20 protein-coding genes, 1 tRNA gene and 1 pseudogene are annotated in these 22794 nt (G+C 63.2%); 17 read left to right on the top strand and 5 right to left on the bottom strand.

Annotated elements, in window-relative coordinates; genetic code table 11:
• The first annotated feature begins 33 nt into the window (after positions 1 to 33).
• Positions 34 to 1356, top strand: coding sequence for a replication-associated recombination protein A (locus BT115_RS03725; protein ID WP_072321177.1), 1323 nt, complete (start codon positions 34 to 36; stop codon positions 1354 to 1356).
• A 131-nt stretch (positions 1357 to 1487) separates the two neighbouring features.
• On the opposite strand, the gene BT115_RS03720 is transcribed toward BT115_RS03725, so the two are convergent.
• Both BT115_RS03720 and BT115_RS03715 read right to left on the bottom strand, forming a co-directional pair.
• On the bottom strand, positions 1488 to 3713 hold the full coding sequence (locus tag BT115_RS03720) for a CocE/NonD family hydrolase (RefSeq protein ID WP_177257372.1): 2226 nt from the start codon (positions 3711 to 3713) through the stop codon (positions 1488 to 1490).
• 147 nt (positions 3714 to 3860) lie between these two features.
• A complete protein-coding gene (locus tag BT115_RS03715) occupies positions 3861 to 4823 on the bottom strand; it encodes a LytR/AlgR family response regulator transcription factor (protein WP_177257371.1) in 963 nt (320 codons plus the stop codon).
• 538 nt (positions 4824 to 5361) lie between these two features.
• On the opposite strand from BT115_RS03715, the gene BT115_RS03710 reads away from it, so the two are divergent.
• The 14 genes and pseudogenes from BT115_RS03710 (at position 5362) to BT115_RS03645 (ending at position 14026) form a co-directional block, all read left to right on the top strand.
• Positions 5362 to 6012 carry a response regulator gene (locus BT115_RS03710; RefSeq protein WP_072321176.1) on the top strand — a complete coding sequence of 217 codons (651 nt, stop codon included), beginning with the start codon at positions 5362 to 5364 and terminating at the stop codon, positions 6010 to 6012.
• 106 nt (positions 6013 to 6118) lie between these two features.
• A complete protein-coding gene (locus BT115_RS03705) occupies positions 6119 to 6679 on the top strand; it encodes a glycoside hydrolase family 108 protein (RefSeq protein ID WP_072321175.1) in 561 nt (186 codons plus the stop codon).
• A 3-nt stretch (positions 6680 to 6682) separates the two neighbouring features.
• Positions 6683 to 7204, top strand: coding sequence for a DUF2589 domain-containing protein (locus BT115_RS03700; RefSeq protein WP_072321174.1), 522 nt, complete (start codon positions 6683 to 6685; stop codon positions 7202 to 7204).
• A 68-nt stretch (positions 7205 to 7272) separates the two neighbouring features.
• Positions 7273 to 7881 (top strand): annotated as a pseudogene (locus tag BT115_RS03695) (DUF2589 domain-containing protein); the annotation flags it as partial.
• 143 nt (positions 7882 to 8024) lie between these two features.
• Entirely contained in the window at positions 8025 to 8282 is a 258-nt protein-coding gene (locus BT115_RS03690) for a hypothetical protein (RefSeq protein WP_072321173.1), read from the top strand.
• A gap of 3 nt (positions 8283 to 8285) precedes the next feature.
• Complete coding sequence (locus tag BT115_RS03685) at positions 8286 to 8726, top strand: hypothetical protein (RefSeq protein ID WP_072321172.1); 441 nt, start codon at positions 8286 to 8288, stop codon at positions 8724 to 8726.
• Entirely contained in the window at positions 8726 to 8905 is a 180-nt protein-coding gene (locus tag BT115_RS03680; RefSeq protein WP_072321171.1) for a hypothetical protein, read from the top strand. The genes BT115_RS03685 and BT115_RS03680 overlap by 1 nt, the downstream gene beginning before the upstream one ends.
• Before the next feature lie 28 nt (positions 8906 to 8933).
• Positions 8934 to 9326 (top strand): hypothetical protein, encoded by a 393-nt coding sequence (locus tag BT115_RS03675; RefSeq protein WP_072321170.1) that lies wholly within the window; start codon positions 8934 to 8936, stop codon positions 9324 to 9326.
• 13 nt (positions 9327 to 9339) lie between these two features.
• Positions 9340 to 9666: a hypothetical protein gene (locus BT115_RS03670; protein ID WP_072321169.1), complete on the top strand. Its 327-nt coding sequence runs from the start codon at positions 9340 to 9342 to the stop codon at positions 9664 to 9666.
• Positions 9663 to 9971: a signal peptidase II gene (locus BT115_RS03665; protein ID WP_072321168.1), complete on the top strand. Its 309-nt coding sequence runs from the start codon at positions 9663 to 9665 to the stop codon at positions 9969 to 9971. Before BT115_RS03670 ends, BT115_RS03665 begins: the two co-directional genes overlap by 4 nt.
• Positions 9972 to 10052: 81 nt before the next feature.
• A complete protein-coding gene (locus tag BT115_RS03660) occupies positions 10053 to 10640 on the top strand; it encodes a hypothetical protein (RefSeq protein ID WP_072321167.1) in 588 nt (195 codons plus the stop codon).
• Positions 10641 to 10811: 171 nt separating this feature from the next.
• Entirely contained in the window at positions 10812 to 12092 is a 1281-nt protein-coding gene (gene serS, locus BT115_RS03655; protein WP_072321166.1) for a serine--tRNA ligase, read from the top strand.
• Positions 12093 to 12424: 332 nt separating this feature from the next.
• Positions 12425 to 12514: transfer RNA gene (locus BT115_RS03650), tRNA-Ser, on the top strand.
• An 81-nt stretch (positions 12515 to 12595) separates the two neighbouring features.
• Positions 12596 to 14026 carry a site-specific integrase gene (locus tag BT115_RS03645; RefSeq protein ID WP_072321165.1) on the top strand — a complete coding sequence of 477 codons (1431 nt, stop codon included), beginning with the start codon at positions 12596 to 12598 and terminating at the stop codon, positions 14024 to 14026.
• 474 nt (positions 14027 to 14500) lie between these two features.
• Here BT115_RS03645 and BT115_RS03635 read toward each other — a convergent pair whose 3' ends face one another.
• The 3 genes from BT115_RS03635 to BT115_RS03625 all read right to left on the bottom strand — a co-directional run bounded on the left by BT115_RS03635 (position 14501) and on the right by BT115_RS03625 (position 20349).
• Positions 14501 to 18853, bottom strand: a complete 4353-nt coding sequence (locus tag BT115_RS03635) for a hypothetical protein (RefSeq protein WP_072321163.1) — start codon at positions 18851 to 18853, stop codon at positions 14501 to 14503.
• A gap of 397 nt (positions 18854 to 19250) precedes the next feature.
• Positions 19251 to 19832, bottom strand: a complete 582-nt coding sequence (locus BT115_RS03630; RefSeq protein ID WP_218184712.1) for a hypothetical protein — start codon at positions 19830 to 19832, stop codon at positions 19251 to 19253.
• 235 nt (positions 19833 to 20067) lie between these two features.
• Positions 20068 to 20349 (bottom strand): hypothetical protein, encoded by a 282-nt coding sequence (locus BT115_RS03625; RefSeq protein WP_143144453.1) that lies wholly within the window; start codon positions 20347 to 20349, stop codon positions 20068 to 20070.
• A 479-nt stretch (positions 20350 to 20828) separates the two neighbouring features.
• Between BT115_RS03625 and BT115_RS18635 the strand changes: the two genes are divergently transcribed.
• On the top strand, positions 20829 to 21197 hold the full coding sequence (locus BT115_RS18635; protein ID WP_072321160.1) for a hypothetical protein: 369 nt from the start codon (positions 20829 to 20831) through the stop codon (positions 21195 to 21197).
• Between the two features lie 53 nt (positions 21198 to 21250).
• The gene (locus BT115_RS03615) at positions 21251 to 22540 is read left to right on the top strand and encodes a S8 family peptidase (RefSeq protein WP_072321159.1); all 1290 of its coding nucleotides are present in this window, start codon (positions 21251 to 21253) and stop codon (positions 22538 to 22540) included.
• Positions 22541 to 22794: the final 254 nt, after the last annotated feature.

Raw genomic sequence — 22794 nt, 5'->3', positions numbered from 1 at the left:
GATAATGCGCGTTCTCTCGCCGTATGCCTGCCCATGTCATTCCAGTCTCCCGGCCTGTTCGCCGAACCCGATGCCTTGAAGCCCCTTGCCGAGCGCATGCGTCCCCGCGCGCTCGACGAGATCGTGGGCCAGCAACGCGTGGTGGGCGAGGGCAAGCCGCTGCGCCGCGCGCTGGAGGCGGGCAAGGTGCATTCCATGATCCTGTGGGGCCCACCCGGCTGCGGCAAGACCACGCTCGCCTTGCTGGTGGCCCGCTACGCGGATGCGGACTTCCGCGCCATTTCCGCGGTGATGAGCGGGCTACCCGACGTACGCAAGGCTCTTGCGGAAGCCGAAGGCAAGTTTGCACAGGGACGCCGCACGGTGCTGTTCGTGGACGAGGTGCACCGCTTCAACAAGGCGCAGCAGGATGCGTTCCTGCCGCACATCGAACGCGGCGTCATCATCTTCGTCGGCGCCACGACCGAGAACCCGTCGTTTGAATTGAACTCGGCGTTGCTGTCGCGGTGCCGCGTGCACGTGCTCGACGCGGTGAGCGCTGACGACATCGTAGCGGCGTTGCATCGTGCGCTGGCCGACAAGGAGCGCGGCCTCGGCGAGTTGGGCTTGTCTGTGGACGAAGCATCGCTGAAGCTCATCGCCAGCGCCGCCGATGGCGACGTGCGCCGTGCGCTCACGTTGCTGGAAATCGCGGCGGAGCTTGCCGAAAACGGACGCATTGACGATGCCACCCTCGAGCAGGTGCTGGCCGACCGCACACGTCGCTTCGACAAGAGCGGCGAGCAGTTCTACGACCAGATCTCGGCGCTGCATAAATCCGTGCGCTCGTCCGATCCCGATGCCGCGGTGTACTGGCTCACCCGCATGCTCGACGGTGGTTGCGATCCGCTCTACCTCGCGCGCCGCATGACCCGCATGGCGGTGGAAGACGTGGGTTTGGCCGAGCCGCGCGCGTGGCGCATGGCATTGGATGCGTGGGACACGTACGAGCGTCTCGGCAGTCCGGAAGGCGAACTGGGCCTCGCCCAACTCGCGATCTGGCTGGCTATCTCGCCGAAGAGCAACGCCGCCTACATGGCCTATAACAAGGCCCGCGCCACGGTGAAGCAAATGGGCAGCCTCGATGTGCCCATGCATCTGCGCAACGCACCGACCAAGCTCATGAAGGGGCTGGGTTACGGCACGGGTTATCAGTACGACCACGACGTGGAAGGCGGTGTGGCGCTGGACCAGCAATGTCTGCCCGACGAGCTGGTGGGCACGACGTTCTACGAGCCCGTAGATCGGGGCCTCGAACTGAAGCTGAGCGAGAAGCTGGCGGCATTGCGTGCCGCGCGAGCCGCCGCACGCAAGTAAATGCAGCGCGTGCCTTTCGCGTTGTAGGAGCCGCCACGGCGGCGAGGCCCGGTTGCGATGAGGCGAGGTTTTCTCGCCGCCATGGCGGCTCCCACAGGCGGGCTGTGGCGATGATTCGCAGGCGATGCCGATCAGAATGCGAGGCTTCCGCGCATGCCGAGTTCGAGGTAGCTGCCGGACAGCCAGCGAATCCGCAAGGGATCGCCCGCATCGACTATCGATTCGGTGCTCACGTCGCGGCCCGTGCCGTAGTTGATCTGGACCTGGGGAATCTTAGGTACGCCAACCACCGCCACGATGCGGCTTCCTGCGGGGAGCAATCGCGCGGTTACCGTCTGGCTCTGGAATGCGAGGGTGATGGGCTGACCTGGCTGCAACAGGTGCCGGCGAGTGCGATCTTCCATGTAGCTCGCTCGGCCGAGATAAGAGGCCAGATCGAGATAGGTGCCGTCGGGCATCAACGCATAGAAGTTGACCGCCAGATCGAAGTCGCGCTTGTTGGTGACGATCTCGAATCGCCCATGAAACAAGCCATCGATCTCCAGTGATTTCGTCAGCCTCGATGTTTCGAACACCAGGGCGTTGCGCGTGTCGGGCATGCCCTCCGGCGGGCGGAAATCCGCATCACTACGGTCGGCGAAATTTACTACGAGCTCCGGCGCAAGGGACTGCCTGTCCGGTGTGTCATCGAACAACAACCGACCGCCTTCCTGACGGCCAGTGAGATAGAGGCGCCGGTAGCTCGCCGCCATATCGGCGAGCGTGGACGCGTGCCGCCAGGTGTTCGTGCCCATCACTTCGAAGTTGACCCGGTCGCTGAGCAGGTCGGGCAACGGTGCGCCGCGGAACACGTGTTCGAACCACTTCAGTCGCACGTCCTGCAGGTCGAGCAGCGCCGCCTTGTCGACGACATAGCCATCGATCTCGGGCAGCACGCCGGTCTGCATGGCGATGTGATGGTAAGGGCCGATCAGCATCCGGTCTTCTGCCGACGGGCGATATCGGATGTGTTGCTCGAAGTAGTACAACGCCCCCACCATGCCGCCGTCGTAGTAGCCGGTTTCGACGAAGACGGGGATGTCGATGTCGGCAAACTCGCGGCAATAGGGGATCAGGCGCTGCCAGTAGGCGTCGTAGGACGGGTGTTGCAGCCAGGTATCGAAGATCGGGTTGGGCTTGCCGTCGATCTTGTCCAGGTCGCGATAGGGCTTGCCGCTGACGTACCACTCGCGCTGGAGCGCGGCCCAATGCGCGCGATCGTTCATCGTCTCGCTATCGAGGCCCTTGGTGTTCGTTGTGTAGAACGGCCAGTAATAGATGAAACTCTGGAATACGTTGCCTTGCATCGGCGTATCGATGCCCGGGGCGTTGGTGGCGTGGGTGGCGATCGCCTTGAGTGCCGGCGGATGATGCTTGGCGGCAGCCCATTGGGTGAAACCGTTGTAGCTGCCGCTGAACATGCCGACGCGACCGTCGCTCCACGGTTGGCGTGCCAGCCATGCGATCACTGTCGACGCGTCTTCGCCATCATGGACGTAGGGCACCACGGCACCGGGACTGCGCCCCTTGCCTCGTGTATAGGCGACCACGCCGGCGTAGCCATGAGCGGCCATTTTCTTGGCGTCGCCCATGCTCCAGCTATCGTTGGCGTAGATCGTGAAGCTCAGCAGGGCGGTCAGCTTGGTCGCTGGGGCGGAGCGCGGGCGTACGAGGATCGCAGCGATCTCCGCACCATCCGGTGTCGGGATCAGGATCTGGTCGTCGATCAGGAACCGGCGTTGCGTATCGGCCTCGAGCAGCGGCTTCAAGGCGGGCACCAGGTAGGTCCAGGCGGTCAATCCTTGGCGAGCCGCGATCAGGTCTGCGGCGGAAGGACAACTCATCAGCCGGATTCCGGCGCAGGCTTTTTCCTGCTCCGCCACATGGGCGCGCATGGCGTCGAGATCGACGTCGTACCAAGGGCCGATGTCCACAGCCTGCGTATCGGGAAGGGAACCATAGAGTTCGAGAAAGGCTCGGCGCAAGGCGGCGGAAGCCTCGCTCCCGCTCGCCTCGTAGGCTTTCGCACGCGCGTAGATCTGCCAGGGCACGACCGAGGGAACCAGCCTAGGCTCGCTGGATCGATAGGCTGCGGTGAGGCGATCGAGGGTCGCCTCGGCATCGACGTAGCGCTCTGCGGCGAGTTGCAGCCGATACAGCACGATCAGCTCGGCGGGCTTTGCGGCCGAGGCATGACGGGCGATAAGCGTCGCCGCGATGTCGGGCATCGTGGCCTCCCTGGACGGAGGCGTGCCGGCATGGGCACCGGTGGCGACGAGGCCCCAGGCAAGCAGGAGGAGCAGGGCAAAAGCTTTCATGCGGTTCTTTCTCCGGATCATTCGGCCAATCTCGATTCGTCCTCGGCCGAGGGCCAGGACGGGGCGATGGTCGCGAGATACGGGAAGGAAAGGCCGGAAAATCGGTGAATGGACACGACGCCACGGTGAACGGGAACGGCGAGATGGTCAGATGACGCGGTAGCGCAGCAGCTTCGCCCCGTCGCGGCTGGTCGAAATGGTTTGGCCGTTTTCCATGTGCAGCAGCAGACGCCCGCCGCCGGCCGGCTCGGCACGGGCGATGCGATGGGTGTTCACGATCCACGAGCGATGAACGCGTACATACTTCGCCGGATCGAGCGACCTGGCGAATTCCGTCAGCGTCACACGCACCAGATGCTTCTCGTTCTGCGTGCGCACCTCGGCGTAGTCGTCCGCACCGCCGATGCTCACCACCGTATCCATGTCGAGTGGCCGGAGTTCGTCGCCTATCCGGACGAAATAGCGGGAAAGACTGCCATCGGCGCGTGCCTCGGGCTCCGCAGCAGGGGCGTCCGGCGCCGTAGCTATCTCCTTCTCCGCCGCACTGGCAGGGGGCGCCGCGATAGCCATGGGCGCAGCGTCTCCGGGCGGTTCACGGTGCAGCGCAACCTGCGCACGACTTTGGATCTGCAGGTACGAAACGGCTGCGATCAAGGCATAGGTCGTCACGTTCTCCAGCGATTGCCAGGCAGCTCCGGCGAGCGAGAAGGGGCGCACCACGAAACCCTCGGGACCGGCGCCGTTGAACAAGCCGAGCAGCACGATCAACAACACGTACGAGAGCGCCGTGAACGCCGCGCACAGCGCCAAGTGGACGACGAGTTGGGTTCCGGCTGGGCGCCCCACCAAGCGCTGCGCGACGATGCGGCGCACGGCCACTCCGAAAATGACCACGGGAATCGTATTGGCAGCGCCGCCCAGCAGGCAGCCGACAAGGTCAAGGCCCATGGCCAGTCGGATCGTGATCGTATAGGCCACGAAGACGCCAACAACGGCCAGGACATCGAAAGTGCGCTGCCTCATCCCCCGCCTAACCCTTGTTTCAGTGCCCAAAAAGCCGTCGTCTGAAGACGGGATGGCTCGCATGCTGCAATTGGCGGCCAGCGTCATCTGCCATGTACCCATCCAGCGTCACATGACGCGGTCGCCATCCTACCCCAAGGCCGTAGAAGGGCGCGAAACCAAAACGCCGTGCCGCGCGAGCCGCCGTTCCCACATAAGTGCGTCGTGCGATGCTTGCTCGGGCGATGCGTGACGACCATCGCCGGCTCGGCATGCCGGGCTCTAAAAATCAGCATTTGGCCGATACGGCGGATGGGGTGGCGCAACGTAGTGTGGCGCTATCGACCATCGACGGGGGTGTGCCATGTCTCGTGTTGATTACTGCCATCAGACGCCGGGTATGCCCCGGCGCGAATTCGGCACCATGGACCTGACCCAGGTTCGCAAGGCCTTGCTCCTGCCTACCCGATAGCGACGGGACCGATACGCGACGGCGCCCAGGATCGCGCGCCGGACATCGTGCAGGGATGGCCGGCGGGGGAGCCAAACTGGGGGCCCACATGCATCGCAACGACCTTCCCACCGCCCTCTGTGGCGGTGTTTTCGATTCTGTACCTCATACACGCGGACGGGAGCGCATCCCGTGATGCCCGTGACCGTGCTGCTTGCCGACGAGCACGCTTTGCTGCGCGAGGGTGTGGCTGCCTTGCTGGCAGCGCTGACGCGCTATGAAGTCATCGGCAGTACCGCCGACGGCCGCGAGTGCGTGCGCAGCGCCTTGCGCTGCCAGCCCGGCTTGATCGTGTTCGACTGCGCCATGCGCGGGTTGAGCGGTCTTGAAGCGATACGTCGTATCGCCCCGCGCTGCCCGCAGACGCGGTTGCTTTGCCTTTCCGGTTACGAGGACGCCCGGTGGGTGCGTGCGGCCTTCGACGCGGGTGCGCATGGCTACGTACTCAAGCGCGACGGCTTCGGCGTGCTGCGCGAGGCGATCGATAGCGTCATGCGTCACCGCTATTTCATCAGCCCGGACATCGCGCATCTGCTGGTGGACGGGCTACGCCGCAACGACGGGCCGGCCTTCGCGCCGCGCGAAGCATTGAGTGCGCGCGAGCGCGAGATCACGCAATTGTTTGCGGAAGGCTTGAGCGCACGCGAGATCGCGGAACGTCTGCATGTGAGCGTGAAAACGGTCGGTACGCATCGCGAACACATCATGGCGAAGCTCGGCATCAACGGCATCGCGCAGTTGACGCGCTATGCGTTGCGAGAGGGCATTACCACGCTCGAACCGTGATCAGCGTGTGCATGCGCGGGAATCAGGATTTTCCCGATCCCGCGCGGGCCAGCCTAAACGGAAAGTAGCTCCACAGGCGCAACGCCGAACCAGGAGCACACGACCCATGGCCGACTTCAACAGCTTCTTTCCCACGCTGCTCAAGCACGAGGGCGGATACGTGAACGATCCCGTCGATCCGGGCGGCGCCACCAACAAAGGGGTGACGCTGGCGACCTTCCGCCAGTGTGCGCAGAGCCTGCTGGGCATCGAACCCAGCCTCGACAATCTGCGCGCGCTGACCGACGCGCAAGCGGGCACCATCTACAAAGCGCTGTATTGGGACAAGATCCGCGGCGATCAGATCGCTTCGCAGCCGCTGGCGAACATCGTGTTCGATTTCCAGGTGAATGCCGGCGCCAACGCGTCACGTCTGTTGCAGCGTGTGTTGAACACGCTCGGCGCATCGCCGCAGCTTGCGGTGGATAGTGCGATCGGTGCGGGCACGCTCGCCGCGCTGGCGAAAGCGGACGCTGTGGCGGTGTACACGGCATACAAGCAAGGCCGCAAGGACTACTACACCGACCTGGTAAAACAGCGTCCGCCGCTGGCGAAGTTCCTGAAGGGCTGGTTGGCGCGGGTGGATTCGTTCCCCGACCTCACCGCCGCTCCAGCGGGAGGGGCCTGAGCCATGGCCGCGCAGACCTCGCTGAACACGTTGATCGAAGCCATTGCCGGCGCCGTCGTCGACGCGCAGGACCGCATCGAGCAACACCAGATGTCCCACCTGAGCGACTTCTTCGACGAGGACAACCGTCCGAAGAGTGTGGTGATCCGCATGCCGTCGCTGCACCCGCAGGCGGAAGAGGGCGACGAAGACCTGTACCGCGCGCCGATCCTGCCGCTGGTCTCGACCAACGTGCTGCGCATAAAAGACGTGGAAATCACTTTCGACGCGGACATCGGCCCCCTGGTAGAAGGCGACCCCACCGCGGACGACCACCCGCCGCAACCCGGGTGGAAAGGCAATGCTCCTGCATCGCGGCCGCACCTGCGCGTGGACCCGACCTCGGGGGGCGGGGATCGGAAGTCCGGCGCCGTACACGTGGTGCTGCGCGTGGAAGGCAGCGAGCCCACCGATGGCGCAGCGCGCCTCATGAACCACCTCTCGCAGACGCAAGGGGTCTTCAAGACGTTCAAACCGGGCGACTGATCGGTCGACCGCGTTGAGCCGCGGCGCGCATGTCGTGCGTCGCGTCAGATACCACAAGGAGTCACATCATGGCTGACGAACTCGTCAATCTATCCAGCCAGTTCAAGGGTCTGCCCATGGGCGACCTGATCGGCTCGCCGCTCAGTGCCGCCTGCGAAGCGCAGGTGAAGCTGGCCCAGGCCACAGCGGATTTCATCAAGGTCATCGGCTTTCTGCCGCCGGCCGCGAACGATCCCAATGGCGTGGGCGCGACCCGTACCGCGCAGTTCCGCTTCAAGCGTCCCGTGGACGATCCGAACAAGGCGGGCGGCATCGCCGAGGAAGACGTCGAACTCGAAGTGCCGCTGCTTGCCATCGTGAAGGTGCCCAACCTCAGCGTGACCAAGGTGGACATCACCTTCGACATGGAAGTGAAGTCGTCCTTCAGCTCCGCCGAAAAAGAAGACAAGTCGGGCTCGTTCAGTGCCGAGATGTCCATCGGCTGGGGCATCTTCAAAGCCTCGGCGAAAGTGTCCGGTTCCGTTGCCACGCACAAGGAAAATACCCGTTCGTCGGACAACTCGGCGAAGTACCACGTAGAGGTGCACGCGGAAGACAGCGGCATGCCGGAAGGTCTCGCGCGTGTGATGGACATCCTGCAGACCGCGTGCGCTCCGCGCAAGATCAGCGCGCCCGTGGCGGTGCAGGACACCACCAACACCAACACGAATAGCAACACGAACACCAACACGAACACCAACAACCAAAATCCTTGAGCAGTTCGTTCCAAGTGTGAATCGCGGCGTCGGCGTGGCGTCGCGGTTCCTTTCGGGAGATCACGATGTTCGACCTGAGCGACGTCAAGTTCGTCAAGCGCGTGGTGGTGGGTAGCGACGATCCGAACCACATGCAGAGCGAGGCGAAGATCGAGGAAGCACGCGCCTTGCTCAATCGCTGTTTCACGGAAACACCGAAGGGCACCATCATCGGTGTGGAGAAGAGTTTCACCGTGCTGCAGATCGGCGAGCACCAGATGGTGCTGCAGTGGCTCTGCTACCACGTGGGATTTCCGCGCAAGCCCGCCTGGCTGGAGGGCTAGACCATGGCGACATGCACACTCGATCAATGGTTGTACGCGCTGCGCATTGCTGTCGAAGCCGCCAATGAGTCACTACGACGTCGCCGCGCTATGCAGTACGCGGCGGGCGATGCGAGCGGACAAGCATTGCACGTGGACGTGCCGCGCGATACATCGGCGGATTCCCCCTTGGACTCGGTGGTGATTCCGCTGCGCTGGTTTCGCGATCCGCACGTGCCGCAGGTGACCGAGCTTTCGGTGGAGTTCTCCTGCCGTTTGCGCTACGAGCGCGGCCGAGGGGAAAGCGGTGGACTCATCATCGACCTGCATCCGCCGCGTCCGACGTGGTTTCGCCGCCGCTCATTGCATCGCATGCGCATTGCCTTCCGCGCCGCCGATGCGTGGGAGCCCAGTGTTTCGATCGACGAGCGCGTGGCGCTCATTCCGTGGCGGGGGAGGGCGTGATGCAGAAGCTATCCGGATTGCGTGTGCCGCCCGAATGGGAAGCGGCGCTCATCGCCTGCCTCGATCAACCGCCACGACGCGCTCGCAGCCGGCGCTCGCTATGGCTCGGCATCGTGCTGCTCGCGTTCGTTCTCGCCGGTATCGCCGGCACCGTGGCGTGGTTGGACCTGCGGGCCTGATCGCGCCATCTCACACCAGGAGACTGTCATGCACCGAACCACCGTAAAGACCTTTCGCCTCGCCGCGCTGCTTTGCCTGTTGCCGACGCTGGCTTTCGCCGCCGCGCCACAAGGCGCCTGGCGCGGATCGATTCAACGCGGCACCGACAGCGTACCCGTGGAAGCGAGCTTTTCGACCAACGCAGTCGAGGTGCGTTTTCCCAGCACCTTCGCCTGCAAGGTAAAAGCCGACTATGTGCGGCCCGAAGGCAAATCGCTCACGTATCGCTTCGGCCTGTCCATCAATGGCGGTGCGTTCTGCGACGGGCTCATGGGCAAAGCGTTGACCGTGACCGCAGACGGCAGCAACACCGTGACGCTGGCCTTCAGTTCCTCGGGCGACTGGACCGGAGAACTGACCAGGCAGTCGCCGACCCCGTAAGCGAGGTGCCACCATGGACACGATGCTGCTCTTCACTCAGTTCTGGTTGCTGCTGGCAGCGGTAGGAGGGGCCGTGCTCCCGGTGGCGCTCGGCAATGAACCCTCGCGCAAGCGCGCCGTGGTCCAGGTGGTATGCGGGGCGATGCTGGCGATCTTCCTCGCCCCCGCACTCGAACAGCGCTTCATCCCCGGCGCGTCGGCGCAGATCCAGGCCGGCGTGTCGTTTCTCATCGGTTGTTTCGGCCTGCGTGTGACCATGATCGTGCAGCGCCTGATCGACGACCGTGGCGAAGCGCTCGCCCAACGCGCGATCGATCGGATTGCAGGAGGCCGCCCATGAGCGACGGGCCGTTCTACATGTACGCCAACATCATTTGCAGCCTGGTGATGATGATCTGCGGGAGTTGGCTGCTCACCGACCGACGCCTGGGCCGGCTGCTGCGCGCATGCCACGCCTGCATCGTGGCCGGGGCGCTGGTGAATCTGCTGGGCATGTTTGCCGATCGTCTCGGCTTCCACGGCGTGAGCTACGGTCATGTGTGGCCGGGGGAGGTCGCCACCAATGCGGGCATCGCGGTGATCATGGCGACGCGCGTATGGCAGTCGCTCCGCGGCACTGCCGCAGAAAAGGCCGAAACGTCCTGAGCGGCAGCCCCTGCCGAAAGGCCGATATCGCTCGCCGCCGCGTGGTCGTACGCTCGGGCCAACGGACCAGGGAGACGGCTCATGCGTATCGCCATAGCGGGTTTGATCGGCGGGTTGGTGATGTTCTTCTGGGGCGCGTTCGCGCATATGGTGCTGCCGCTGGGCGAGATGTCCATGCGCGCACCGCTGGACGAGGACAAAGTGCTGACGGCCCTGCACGAGGGCCTGCCGCCGGAGCACGGCATCTACGTACTGCCGCATTTCGACCCGGCCGTGCACGGCGACGACACGAAGCTGGCAGCGTATTCGGCGAAGGCCAAGGCGTCTCCCTATGCCTTCATCGTCTACGCGCCCTACGGCAAGGATTCGCTGGCGATGGGCAACAATCTGTTCCACCAGTGGCTCTCCGACACCCTGGCCGCACTCATCATGGCCCTGGTGCTGATCCGCGCCGGCACCGGTGCCGTAAGGGGCCTCTGCATCGGCCTCGGCTTCGGCGTATTCACCTGGCTGGCGCTGAGCGTCCCGTTCTGGAACTGGTACCGCTTCCCCGGCGCCTTCACCATCGGCTACCTCATCGAGCAAGCCTTCGGCTGGCTGCTGGCCGGCGCGGTCATGGGGTGGTGGCTGGGGCGTAGGGCGAATGGCGCACTGAAACCGGTGGCCTGAGCCGCGGGCGCGTCCTGAGAGACGGCGGGGGGCCTTTAGCGGCTTGGTGGGAGCCGACCTTTCGGCGATCGCTACGAAGCGAAGTGGCAAATACGCTTCACGAGGGGCGCCGCATTCACGGCCCCCGAATTTGCGATAATCCCCGGTTCGCCACCCACGGAAGCAAAGAAGATGCTGGATCCCGCCCTCCTGCGCGGCCGCCTCGCCGAAACGGCAGAGCGCCTTCGCGCCGCCCGGAACTTCGAACTCGACGTGAGCACGATCGAGCGCCTCGAATCCGAGCGCAAGGCGCTGTCCACCGAGACGCAGGAACTGCAGAACCTGCGCAATACCCGCTCCAAGGCCATCGGCCAGGCCAAGGCCAAGGGTGAGGACGTGGCGCCGCTGATGGCGGAAGTGGCTGGCATCGGCGACAAGTTGAAAGCCAACGAACACGCGTTGGCCGAGGTGCAGGCCAAGCTGGCCGACATCGCGCTCGGCATCCCGAATCTGCCCGACGCGTCCGTGCCCATCGGCAAGGACGAGAACGACAACGCCGAGATTCTCCGCTGGGGCCACCCGCGTCCGTTCGACTTCCCGGTCAAGGACCACGTGGACCTCGGCGCACGTCACGGCTGGCTTGACGCCGAATCGGGTTCGAAGCTGTCCGGCGCGCGCTTCACGGTGCTGCGCGGCCAGCTCGCCCATCTGCATCGCGCGCTCGCGCAGTTCATGCTGGACATGCACACCACGCAGCACGGCTACCTCGAACACAACGTGCCGCTCATCGTGAATGCCGATGCGATGGAAGGCACGAGCCAACTGCCGAAGTTCGAGGAAGACCTGTTCGCCACGCAGGTGGGCGACACCCGGCGTTACCTGATTCCCACTGCCGAGGTGGCGCTGACCAACCTCGTGCGCGACAGCATCGTGGAAGCGGACGAGTTGCCCATGCGCATGACCGCGCACTCTATGTGCTTCCGCGCGGAAGCCGGCAGCTATGGCCGCGATACGCGCGGCATGATCCGCCAGCATCAGTTCGAGAAGGTCGAAATGGTGCAGATCGCCACGGCAGAGACCAGCTTCCAGCAGCTCGAGGAAATGGTCGGTCACGCCGAGGCCGTGCTGCAGGCGCTGAAGCTGCCCTATCGCAAGGTACAGCTCTGCACCGGCGACATGGGCTTTGCCGCCGCCAAGACCTACGACCTGGAGGTCTGGCTGCCCAGCCAGAACACCTACCGCGAGATCAGCAGCTGCTCCAACTGCACCGACTTCCAGGCCCGCCGCATGCAGGCCCGCTGGCGCAACCCGGCCACGGGCAAGCCGGAACTGGTCCACACCCTCAACGGCTCCGGCCTCGCCGTGGGCCGCACCCTGGTCGCCGTCATGGAAAACTTCCAGCAGCCCGACGGCTCCATCGAAGTGCCCGAGGTGCTGCGTCCGTATATGGCCGGCATCGAAGCCATCGCCTGAGGGCGAGGGCAGGGTACAATCACGCGCCGGGGGACCATCCCCGACGCGTGCGAAGTTGCAAACCGGCAGGGGTGCAATGCCCAGCCGGTGCAAAACACAACGGAGAGATGGCCGAGTGGTTTAAGGCAGCAGTCTTGAAAACTGCCGTAGGTGTAAGCCTACCGTGGGTTCGACAAGGCGGCGCAGCCGCCGCAGGACGCCCGGAGGGCGGTCCCGACCATCGGGAGGGATTCGTCGCGAAGCGGCGAACAATCCCACTCGGCTTCCGAGTCACCTTGTCGGTGATCGGAGCATGCGTTTAAATCAGGCGCGCAACGCGCCGAAGACAATACGGAGAGATGGCCGAGTGGTTTAAGGCAGCAGTCTTGAAAACTGCCGTAGGTGTAAGCCTACCGTGGGTTCGAATCCCACTCTCTCCGCCATGAACTCTCAAGGTGATCTTTTTCAGTCACTTACATGAGGCTGGAGAAATTCGGTGGTGGGCACCCGCATAGGCACTTCGCATGCGGATAGCACATCATCTTGATCGTTCCCCCACGGGGATGTTCCATTTTCGGCAAAAGGTGCCACTAGACCTACGAGAGGTGTTCCGACTCACGGTGATTCGCCGTAGTCTTGGGACGCGGGACCCTCGCATGGCACAGGTGCAGGCCTATGCCTTGTCCGCGCGCTACGCGGCCCTGTTCGACCAGGCAAGGAGGCTAAGGGGAATGAAGCAACCGGCACCCGACGATCCCTTTCTTTTGGATGTGGACGACCCCAGGCACCCGCTGCACATTGCCCCATGGAAGCTGGAGCGAACCGCCGACGGTTTCACCCTCGCCACCGAGTGCGATTCTGATAAGGAGCATGCCAAGGCCGTTGAGGTGCTCCGTGTGTTGATGGGCGCCCAACCGTTGCCGCCGCCCTCATTGCCGGTCGATGCACTGTCGCGCGGCAGGGCATCCGCATCGCGCACCAAGGTTGGCATTACGGTCGGTGAAGCCGCGCGGAAATATCTGCTGACGTTGGATTCGTCGTTGCTGCCGGATAAGACGCGCAGCCAAAAGAAAGCCGCCGTGAACGGATTCGCGCAATGGAAAGGCTCTGCAGAGCCCCTGGCATTTTGCTCGCGCACGGACATCGCGGAATGGGTGCAAAGTCTCCGTGCGGCACAGCTCGCGACCCCGACGCTGGCAAACAAAGCTTCATACTTGAAGGCATTCTTCGCTTGGTCCCAGGCGGCCGGTCATTACCCTCCGGGCGATAACCCTGCTCAGGGTCAGGTCAAATACGGTCTGCGCGAGAAGCGCTTGAGGCGAAAACTGGGGTTTGAGGCCTTCACAGCGGAACAACTTGCGGTGATCTACGGGCCCGCACTATCCAAGCTCAGGAAAGATGTTCAACTCGGCGCGCTGCTGGGTCTTTACACCGGTGCACGTGTGTCCGAACTCGGCCAACTGCACCTCCGTGATTTCATCGAGGAAGATGGGCTGCCATGCATCCGAATTTCGGCTGATGGGCAAGGTCAGAGCCTAAAAACCGACGCGAGTGCCCGTACTGTGCCGCTTCATCCGCGTCTCGTCGAGTGGGGCTTGATGCGGCATGTGGAGGCATTGCGAAACTCTGGACAAACCAGATTGTTTCCCAGGACCAAAGTCGGCTCCGTCAACGGTCATGGCAACTTCTTGTCTGCCGCGTTTGGTCGTTACATCAAGTCCATCGGCGTTGAACCGCGTGTTGGAAAAGTTGGCTTCCACAGCCTTCGAAAAACGATCGTTCAGACGATGCAGAGCGCTGGCGTGCCCTCGGAGTATCGAGCCCAATATGTCGGTCACGAATTGGGTGATGAGCATCACGCAGCCTATTCTCGTCGATACAGCATGTCTGAATTGGCGGCTAAAGTTCATCCTTCGCTGCATTCGTTGGGATATCGCGAAAGCATGGGTGAATGAGAATCTAAACCGGCAAACGGATGCTGACCTGCAGTGCCGCGCGGCTGAGCTTAACCGCCGCGTCAAAGTTGAGTATGCCGGGCTCCGCGGGTCCGAAGTGTGCTTTGACGACCATGTGGTCTTCTTGGCTCCCGAAACCACCAAGAGCGGGGAGGTCACGGCGGTCACGCTCGGCCGTGGGCGAAGGAAATCCTGCAAGCTCGCAAGGCTGCGAACGAGCGCCGACGGACTGACGATCCCAACGACTGGGTGTTCCCCTCACCATCCAGTGTTGGATCCGGCGATGGGTCCGCACATCTTCCTCGACGATATAGCCGAGGTCGTTGAGCGCTTTGAGACAGGCGATGAGTCCATCGTCAGGTTTTAAAGACCCTCGGGTCTTTGTCGACTGTCAAGCGAAGACTATTCGCTACGTCCTGCAATCCGCGCGATTCGACGGGATAATTGGTAGCTGCCGAAACTGTCCAGCCTCGCTTAATCTCTTGTCCGCCCAGCGCCGCCGTTGCGCTCGATACCCAAACGCGGTCGTAGGTCTAACACCCGGACTGTGAGGCGCACTTGGCCGTGCAGTTGTTGCTCGACGCGCTTGGCCTCATCGGAGAGAAGCTGACGCAGGCCGTTGATGTCGAGCCGCTCTCCAGTATCGGGGTGCTGCCATCCACGGTTGCTGCTCACGGTGACCAAAAGGCAGCCCGCGCGTCGATCCGTCGGCGCCAAGTATTTCCGAACCAGCTGGCTCTGGATGGTGTCTCGAAGCTCCGCGGCCGATGCATTTTTACCCACCTTGAGTTCGATCACGCCCGTGACCGATGAGGCGCTCGACAGCAGGCGGATATCGGTCTCTTTTTCGTCTGCGGACACGGCCTCTTGATTGACGCTATAAAGGCCTGCTGCCAAGCGATCCAGCTCGTGGCCAATGTTCCGACGCATCTCTCGCTCGATGGTCACCCGTGCCCATGTCTCTCTCGGCGACGTATCGGAGAGAAGCAGATCCTCCAGATCGTCGAGCCGGTGAGTCAACAGCGTGAACATCTGGGCTTGCGTCATGGGCGGCGGCGCCGCGCCGCGCAAGACGGCCCGCACCTGGGTGAGCGTGAGTGGATCGCCTTCGGCCTCCCGGGCAGCATGCGCGAGCGTCAGTGCACGGGCGCGGTCTGCGAAGGTTCCGATCAGCGGGTCGTTCGCCAGAGCCATTTTTGCGTCCCACGCCCCCACGCCGTCCGATTCAAGAAGTGCTGTCAGGAGGGCATCGCGGCCCTGCTCAGCACCATCGCGCGCATCGGGGGTGAACGAGCCGATATGCTCGACGTCGTCCCTCCGACGCACGTGGGCATACGCCAAGCGCGTAAGCCGCAACAACAGATCGGGCGTGAACCGCTCATCCCGAGCGTTGACACGCATGGCCTCGTGCCGATCGCCGAATAGGCCAGCCAGCAACCGCGCGCCTTCGCCCAGCTGACCAACCGGATATCGCGCCAAGCGCTGCTCGAGGATGGTGGTAGCTACCGGAGGATCCAGTGAGAACGCTGCGCAGAACCACAGCAGTTCCCACCCCCCGACCGCCGGACGCGCCAAAGCCTCAAGACTCGTGCTCAGCAGCGCGGCCGTCGCGGGAGAGCTGCCGTGCTTCAGCACCAGTCGAATCAGACGCTCAAATCCATAAGTGGGCTTGAGGGGTGTTGAGCGTGTCGTCAGGTTTACCGCGTGGGACGACAGCCAAGCCTCTAGCTGGGGCATGATCAGCGCTTGCAGCACCGGGTCGGCATATTCCACGTGCTGCAATGTCGTGGGGTGGGCCTGCGGGTCATGCAAGCAGGCCAACTCATCGTCGATCAACTGGGCCAGCGTGGTCCGAACCGGACCAGGATGGGCGACCGCCAATGCAGGCAACCACAGGGGAAAACGGTTGAGTTCGATAGGAACGTAGCGGGCCGCCAGAGCCGCTTCCGCAGGGGAGAGTCGCAGCGCCCAGCTCGCATCTTCCGATTCGGCGGCCAGCGCAGCATTGCCCATGCCCCACCGCACCAGCGTGGTGTTGCGCCCAGTCGGCGGGCGCTCGTGGGGAAGTGTCGGTTTGTCGGTGCGCCAAACATTCCGAAGGGCTTGCTTAAGCCGATTGGCAATGTCGACTCCAAGCTGGGCCTCCAAAAATGGCCGGTCCCATCCCGTGTGATGGTCGCCTTCGACCCGCCGGCTCATGACCAGCCAGATATTCCAAGCGGTGCCATAGGCACGGTCCGTGGTGAAAAACACATCTGGGTCCGCCAAAATCTCCCGGACAAACTTCTGCCAGCCGGCGCGTCGGTGGGCTTCCTTCTTGGTGTGTGCTTGGCGTCGGCGCACTTCGGTCGCGCGCATGCGTCGCAATTTGGGGTCGTCTCGTCGCGCACTGGCGACTTGCGCCACGCGCGCACTCAGTTCTGGGACGTCGGCAACTGCGCTAGCGAACGCCCGTAGACGGGCTGCCGGTGTGGGGAAAGCGGGGGCGATGCCTTGAAGGGCCGCGGTCAGCGCCGTGGCGCGTAGAGCGGGGGACTGGTTGCGGTCGGCAAGGATCGCCATGACCCAAGGTCCGTCCGTGACCGACAAGCGGACGAGGCCTGCCTCATCCAACGCATTCAAGCGGTCAAAAGGATTGTCCCCCGGATGAATCCCTTCCAGCAGCGCATGGGAAGCGACGAACGCCACACACCGCAAGGATTCTGGCCAAGCGGCGGCGGTGGCGCGCAGTTTCGCTGCGAAGTCGTCCGCGACCGATTCATTTACCGCCACTTGGACTGCGACGATGCTGGCCGCCAGCAGCGGACCCGAGAGCGGTTGCTCGGACAGCAGGCGCATGCATAGCGCGGCAAGCAATTCCGCCAAGTCAGGGCGGACCGTCCAATACCGGGGATATTCCGTTTGCGTCCAGTGCATCCCATCTACCACGCTGGCGACGAGACCGTCGCGCAGCCGCTCCAAATAGGTGGGTTCGAACGCCTCGTTGGTCAATTGGTAACAAAGCGAGCGCGCGAGATCGCGGCCAGGGCTGTTGCGCCCCACCACCATGCGGTCCAGCAGCGCGCGTAATGAGTCGGCACCGATGTGGCGCGGCACTAGGCGCAAGGCAACGGACGCGGCCACGCCATCGGGCCAACGAGCAGTATTCAACGCCAGTTCTTCGGCCAAGACGCGTAGGCGCGGGTCATTTGCCGCAATCAATGCCTCCGCAGCCCAAATCCGTTCCAAATGATCGCCGTTCGCATCCGTCAGCACCGCAAACGCGATCCGGGTGCCAGCCTCGCTGGGCCACGCCGTGAACATCTGCAGGAAGAGCTTTCGAACGTCGGGGTTTGTCAGACCCGTGTCCCAAATGTCCGGCAGTGCCGATACGACCTCGGCACAGGCAAATCGTTGGACCTGAACAGGGTAGAACTCCAAGCCTTCGCGCTGGCGGCTGCCGACACGGTTGACGTAGGCCATAAGGGCGCGCAGCCGGTCACGCTCATCCAGCGTCTCGGGGTCGCCGTATTGCAGCATCGCCTCAGGCTCGCGGGCGATCACCGCCTCGAACACTTCACGCGAATGCGCCGCCAACCAGACGGCCGTGGGGCGCATGGACGGACGGATGACTTCCATGCCCTGGGGGGTGATGGCGAACAACCGATCGGCGACATTGCGCCACGGGGCGCCGCCTTCCCTCAGTAACTTGAGTTGCTCCGCGGCTAGAAATTCGACGACGGAGCGGTGGTGGAATCGGACCCGCCCGTAACCTGCATGGCCGAACAATGGACGTTCCAAAAGCGCTTTGATTTCTTCGTCGGTCCAGTCTACGAGCACATCCCGAGGGTCCAGCACGGTCTCAACGGCATGCTCGCTGTCGGAGTCGGCGCCGTGCTTCAGCGCCAGGCGCCGGGTCAGCAGCATCGTCAGTGCCAGGATCCTGGCCCCTTTTATTGCTTTGTCGAACGGCAGCTGTCGCTCGTTGCGTCGCCGCGCGCCCCGGAGCTTTACTTCGGCGTTCAAGGCGACCTGATCGTGGTAAGTGCGCAGTCGACCCTCTGCCTTCCAGACGCCAATCAGCTCGATGAGATCCTGCGGGCGGCGTGCGAACGCAAAGGCGTTCTTCGCCGCAAGTGCGTCACTAAAAGCGGCGGGGTCGGTCACCCCGTGCGCGACCACAAACCGCTGCACTTCCGATTCCGACAGTGGCAGCAAGCCCACCGTGCGGACCACGGGGATCGGATCGCGGACTTCCTTTCGCTGTACCGCCGCTCGATTTCCCATAGCAGCCTCCACGAAGCCGTCGCCTGGCTCCGCTTCTGGCACATCTATCTCGGTGCATTCGGGGAACGGGAGGATCCTGATGACGGCTTGGCGATCGAAGTCGGTGGGTCGCGAAGTCACCACGAAGCGTGCTCGGTAGGCGCGCGGACCGATGGCGCGGTCAACTGCGATCAGCGCCTGCTCAAAGCTGTTCTTCATCAGCAAGAGTTCGTCCACCGAGTCGAGGAAGAAGGTGGCCACGCTGGACGGGTCGTCGAGCCAAGCCTGGAAGCGAACCAACGCCTCGTTCCCCAGGGTGTTTGGCAACTCGTTGCGCCCCAAACTGGCCAGCTCAATCCAGAATGCCGGCTTGCCTTCATCCCACATGCGACGTTGCTGGGCTTGGCATTCGAAGGTCTTGCCCGTACCCGCTTCGGAGACGATCAACACTCTCGGCGAGGCAAGCAATTCGTTCCAGTCGATCGAGCCGTACCCTTCGAAGGCCCAAGAGAACTCCGTGTCGCTTCCACTGGATTCAGTCAGGTCAGAGAAACGACGATCGAGCAGCACTGTTGTCGGCATGGGCCACATCATCCTTGGTGCGTTAGCCGTCGCAGGGCTGGGCACCGGTCCGGCCCGATTGTATCGATATACGGTGCGTTGGTGGACTCCAGAGAGATTACTGGTGGCACCTGCGCTTGCTCATGCAGGGAGGCCGATCATGTACCCGGTCTGCACATGGATTGCGGACGGTTGTATGAAGGAATCCGGTGTGGCCTATGGTCGGTGAGGTAATAGGCATTCGAGGAGCACCGGCCAATCTCGGGGGCGCCGTCACCAGGGCTATTCATGAAACTCGTTTGGACCGATGCGGGTCTCTATGCTTTAGGTTTCTTTTGACAAGCGAACGCTACTGGTTTGAAGGTGGCATCTCTGGTAGGGGAACGCCGCAGGAATGCGGCTTATTGGTTCGCTGACCTCACGTTGAACTGATGATCCACGGCGTGGTGTCGTCGTACAGGCGCTCGTCTTCGACGACGGAGACGTGCATGTGTTTGTCGTGTGGGTTCTCGCCCGCGTAAGGACGCCAAACCCACGGACCGTCGTTGGCATGGGCATAGGAACTGTACATCCGGCGGTTCCAAATGACGTACTTTATGCGGACATCGTGGCTGTGCTGAAGCCGTTCAGCCAGCTCGGCGCAATTGCATCCACCGGCGATGTCATGGGTTATGTCCAGGGCGGTGACAATACCCATCGCTCCATTACGCACGTGAGGGTTGTGATCCGATTCGCGGCCACAGTGCGCCGCATCACCGATGGTGCCGTCGCTATCTTTGCGCCGCCTTGGAGCCAGGGCGTTGATCTGATCGCGGAGAGTGATGAGGCTTTGCGCCACGCGCCAGGTTTGGGCGGCACACGGGTCTTCGAAGCGCGCAACAAGTAGCATCGTTCGAGACCGTACTGGTGCAAATTCCCTGGCCGCCGCCTCGTCGTCGCCCGCGTTGACTAAGGGCTGTCGGTTGAAGCGAGCTGAACTGCCCGGGTCCTCTGGATTCATGGCACCCCCTTAAGTGTTGTTGAACCACCACCCATATGGCGGTACACGCAGCTGGTATATCCGCACGGCTGTAACCATCGCAACTGTTTTGGCTGCGATACATACATTTTCGGCATCCGTCGGCCCCTCGAGCCGGCTTGCTGCCTTTCTTTGCGTCGGTGCGGACAGCTGCTAGCGTTTGGGTTGAGGGGATAGAGGCCAATTGTTGATATTTGATTGAGCCCCTGCAGCAATGCTATCCGCGAAGAAACGCCGCCGCCTGCTCGACGGTCGCTGATGAGGTCACTACAGCGGCGGCATACCCCGCTTGCGGTCGATGCCCAGGCAAGCCGAGCAGGTCGACCACTTGGACGGCCGCAGCATGCACCTCTGCATAGCCGGCTGCGGATGCCTTGGTGGCGAGCGGCCTTGCGCGGAAACGGGCCTCAGATAGGTCTCCATCGAGCAGCGCCTCGCTCAAGGCAACGGCATCGAGCAAGAGGTCTGCGGCGTCGAGCACGGCATCGTCTTCGATCATGAGAATTGCTCTGGTTCGGTAGCGGATATGCACCATGCCGGCGTTCGTAGGCAGTGCAAGCGGCTGTTGCGCAGATGATAAACGGGGCGGCATACCGACCGACTTACTTTATGCCCATTCGTGGCGGCGCAGCGCCTTCATATCGGCTCTTGCTCCGGTTAAGGGCGGGGCTCGGTCTTGCCTTGTGGGAAGGGACGAACCCAGAGCTTCAATCCCCGACTTTTGAATTAAGGGTATTGCGGTCGAGTTGTTCAGTCCTTGCGCGAAGGGTCCTGTCAAGCCGAAACCCAGGACATCAAACAAATCGACGAAATACGTGGGATGCATTCGTTCTTTTCCTCAGGTCACCGCGATGCTGCGAGCATCCAACTGAGTTGCCGGAAGCGTGCATGTGCGAGGTTGAATCAGCCCATCTGGCCGATGGCAGGCGGTCGGGAGCAAGGGTAGGGTAATCCTGCGGATTCACCAGGGAACCCTCCATGACCGTATCCACCGCTCGCGCCATTCTGCTGCGCCACGACGATGCTCTTTCGCTTGACCCGCACGCGCTCATCCAGCCCGGACATGTTCGTCTTTCCACGACGCTTCGGCTCGAGGCGTCGCACGTGCGGGCACCGCTGCCGAGTCCGGCCGGCGTGGCGTGGTCCTCGGTGCCCATCGAACCCATCGTGCCCGCTGCCTTGGATGCCGAGGCGCCAGACGCAGTGGCGAGCGCATGGGATGCAGCGCACGCGCTGGTCATCCATGCGCGGGCCGAAGGGGGGGCGATGAGACCTACGCTGAGCCGGATCTGCTCTACACACTCCCCTCCGATGTTCAGGCCGCCGCGGCACGCTCGGCAGCCTTGAAGCCCGCTCATACTGGGCAATGGAAGCCCGAGTGGCCGCCGTCCGCTGCTGACGTGCCAAAGCCGCGCATCGATTGGTTCCTCGACCACGCGAGGCTGCGCGATGCGCGCAGCCGCGTGATGGCTCAGCTCGTCTCGGCCTTCCGCGTCACCGTGGCTCATCTCGATACCGGCTACAACCCCAAGCACGTGGGTCTGCCGCGAGGCCTGCTTTGGGGCCATGGCATCGACTTCACCGTTGACCCACCGGGCAACGATGTGTCCGACCCCGGAGTGCCCGAACCCCTCCTGTCGTCACCAGGCCATGGCACCGGGACCGCTTGTCTGTTGGCGGGCGGTCACTGCAGCGCCACGGGGGAGGACTTGGGCGGGGTGCCGTTTGCCAACATCCTTCCCGTGCGCATTTCCGATCATGTTTGGCACCTGTGGACGAGCGTCATTCCCAAGGGCATCCACTACGCCATCGAGCAGGGCGCCCACGTCATCAATTTGTGCCACGGCGGCTTGCCGACACGGTCGTGGGCCGACGCCGTGAATGCCGCTTACGAGGCCGGTTTGGTCATCTGTGCGGCGACCGGGGACAACTTCGGCGGGCTTCCCTACCGATGGGTGGTTTGGCCGGCCCGATACCCGCAGGTCATCGGGGTGGCTGGCGTGACCTACGCGGGTAAACCGTACTTCAATGCCTCCTATGGCGTCGGCACGCTCGAAGGCAATTTTGGGCCGACGGGGGACATGGGCAATGTGATTGCCGCCTATACCCCGAATGTCCCCTGGGCACAGTGTCGGTTAGTCACCAACGGCCAACTCGGTGGCTACGTGACCGACGGCTACGACCTCGATGGCGGCGGCACCTCAGGCAGCACACCGCAAGTGGCGGCGGCCGTTGCGCTCTACATGCAATACTGGTGGCCGACACTGGAAAAATTGCAGGGCTGGCAGCGCGTCGAGGTGGTCCGTGCCGCGCTCAAGGCGTCGGCCAACACCTCTGCTCACGACGTTGAGCACTTCGGGGCGGGATGCCTCGACGCCATGGCCATGCTCAATCAGGATCCCGCGATCCTGGCGCCCACCGTCAAGAAGCTGATCCCTTCCGAATTCCAGTATGCATTTCTGACTCAGCAGCCTGGGTGGCCCGCGACCGTCGAAGGGGAGCGGCGCATGCTGCAGATCGAACTGACGCACATCGCGTTATCGAATCCGGGATTGTGGGAAGCAGTGAACGCTTGGCAGGCCTCCGGTGCCGTCACGGCGGATCCGCAGTTTCAAACCCTGAGGAACGCATTTCTGACGTGCCGAAATCCACGTCCCTCGAAGGCGCTTCGCGATCTGCTGATGAGCTAGGAAGGTCGTGTGCTGCATCTGCACCGGACGGCGCAGCAGCACGTCGGTCGTGGCGCGCTTCGCGCAATGGACCATCGCCATAGTTTTGGCACTCGATGTGAGCGTCACCCACCGCGACGGTGGTTTGTAGGGGAAATCCTACAGGACCTGTAGGTCTGCGCCGACACGCCGCTGAAGCAAGACTTTTCGATAATGCGGCACCTCTCCTGAGATTGCTGCGATGTCCACGACAAGGACTTGGTCCGCTCGCTCCC

The organism is Luteibacter sp. UNCMF366Tsu5.1 (genome assembly GCF_900119235.1).
Taxonomy (GTDB): Bacteria; Pseudomonadota; Gammaproteobacteria; order Xanthomonadales; family Rhodanobacteraceae; genus Luteibacter; species Luteibacter flocculans.
This window is presented reverse-complemented; position numbering and strand designations above follow the sequence as displayed.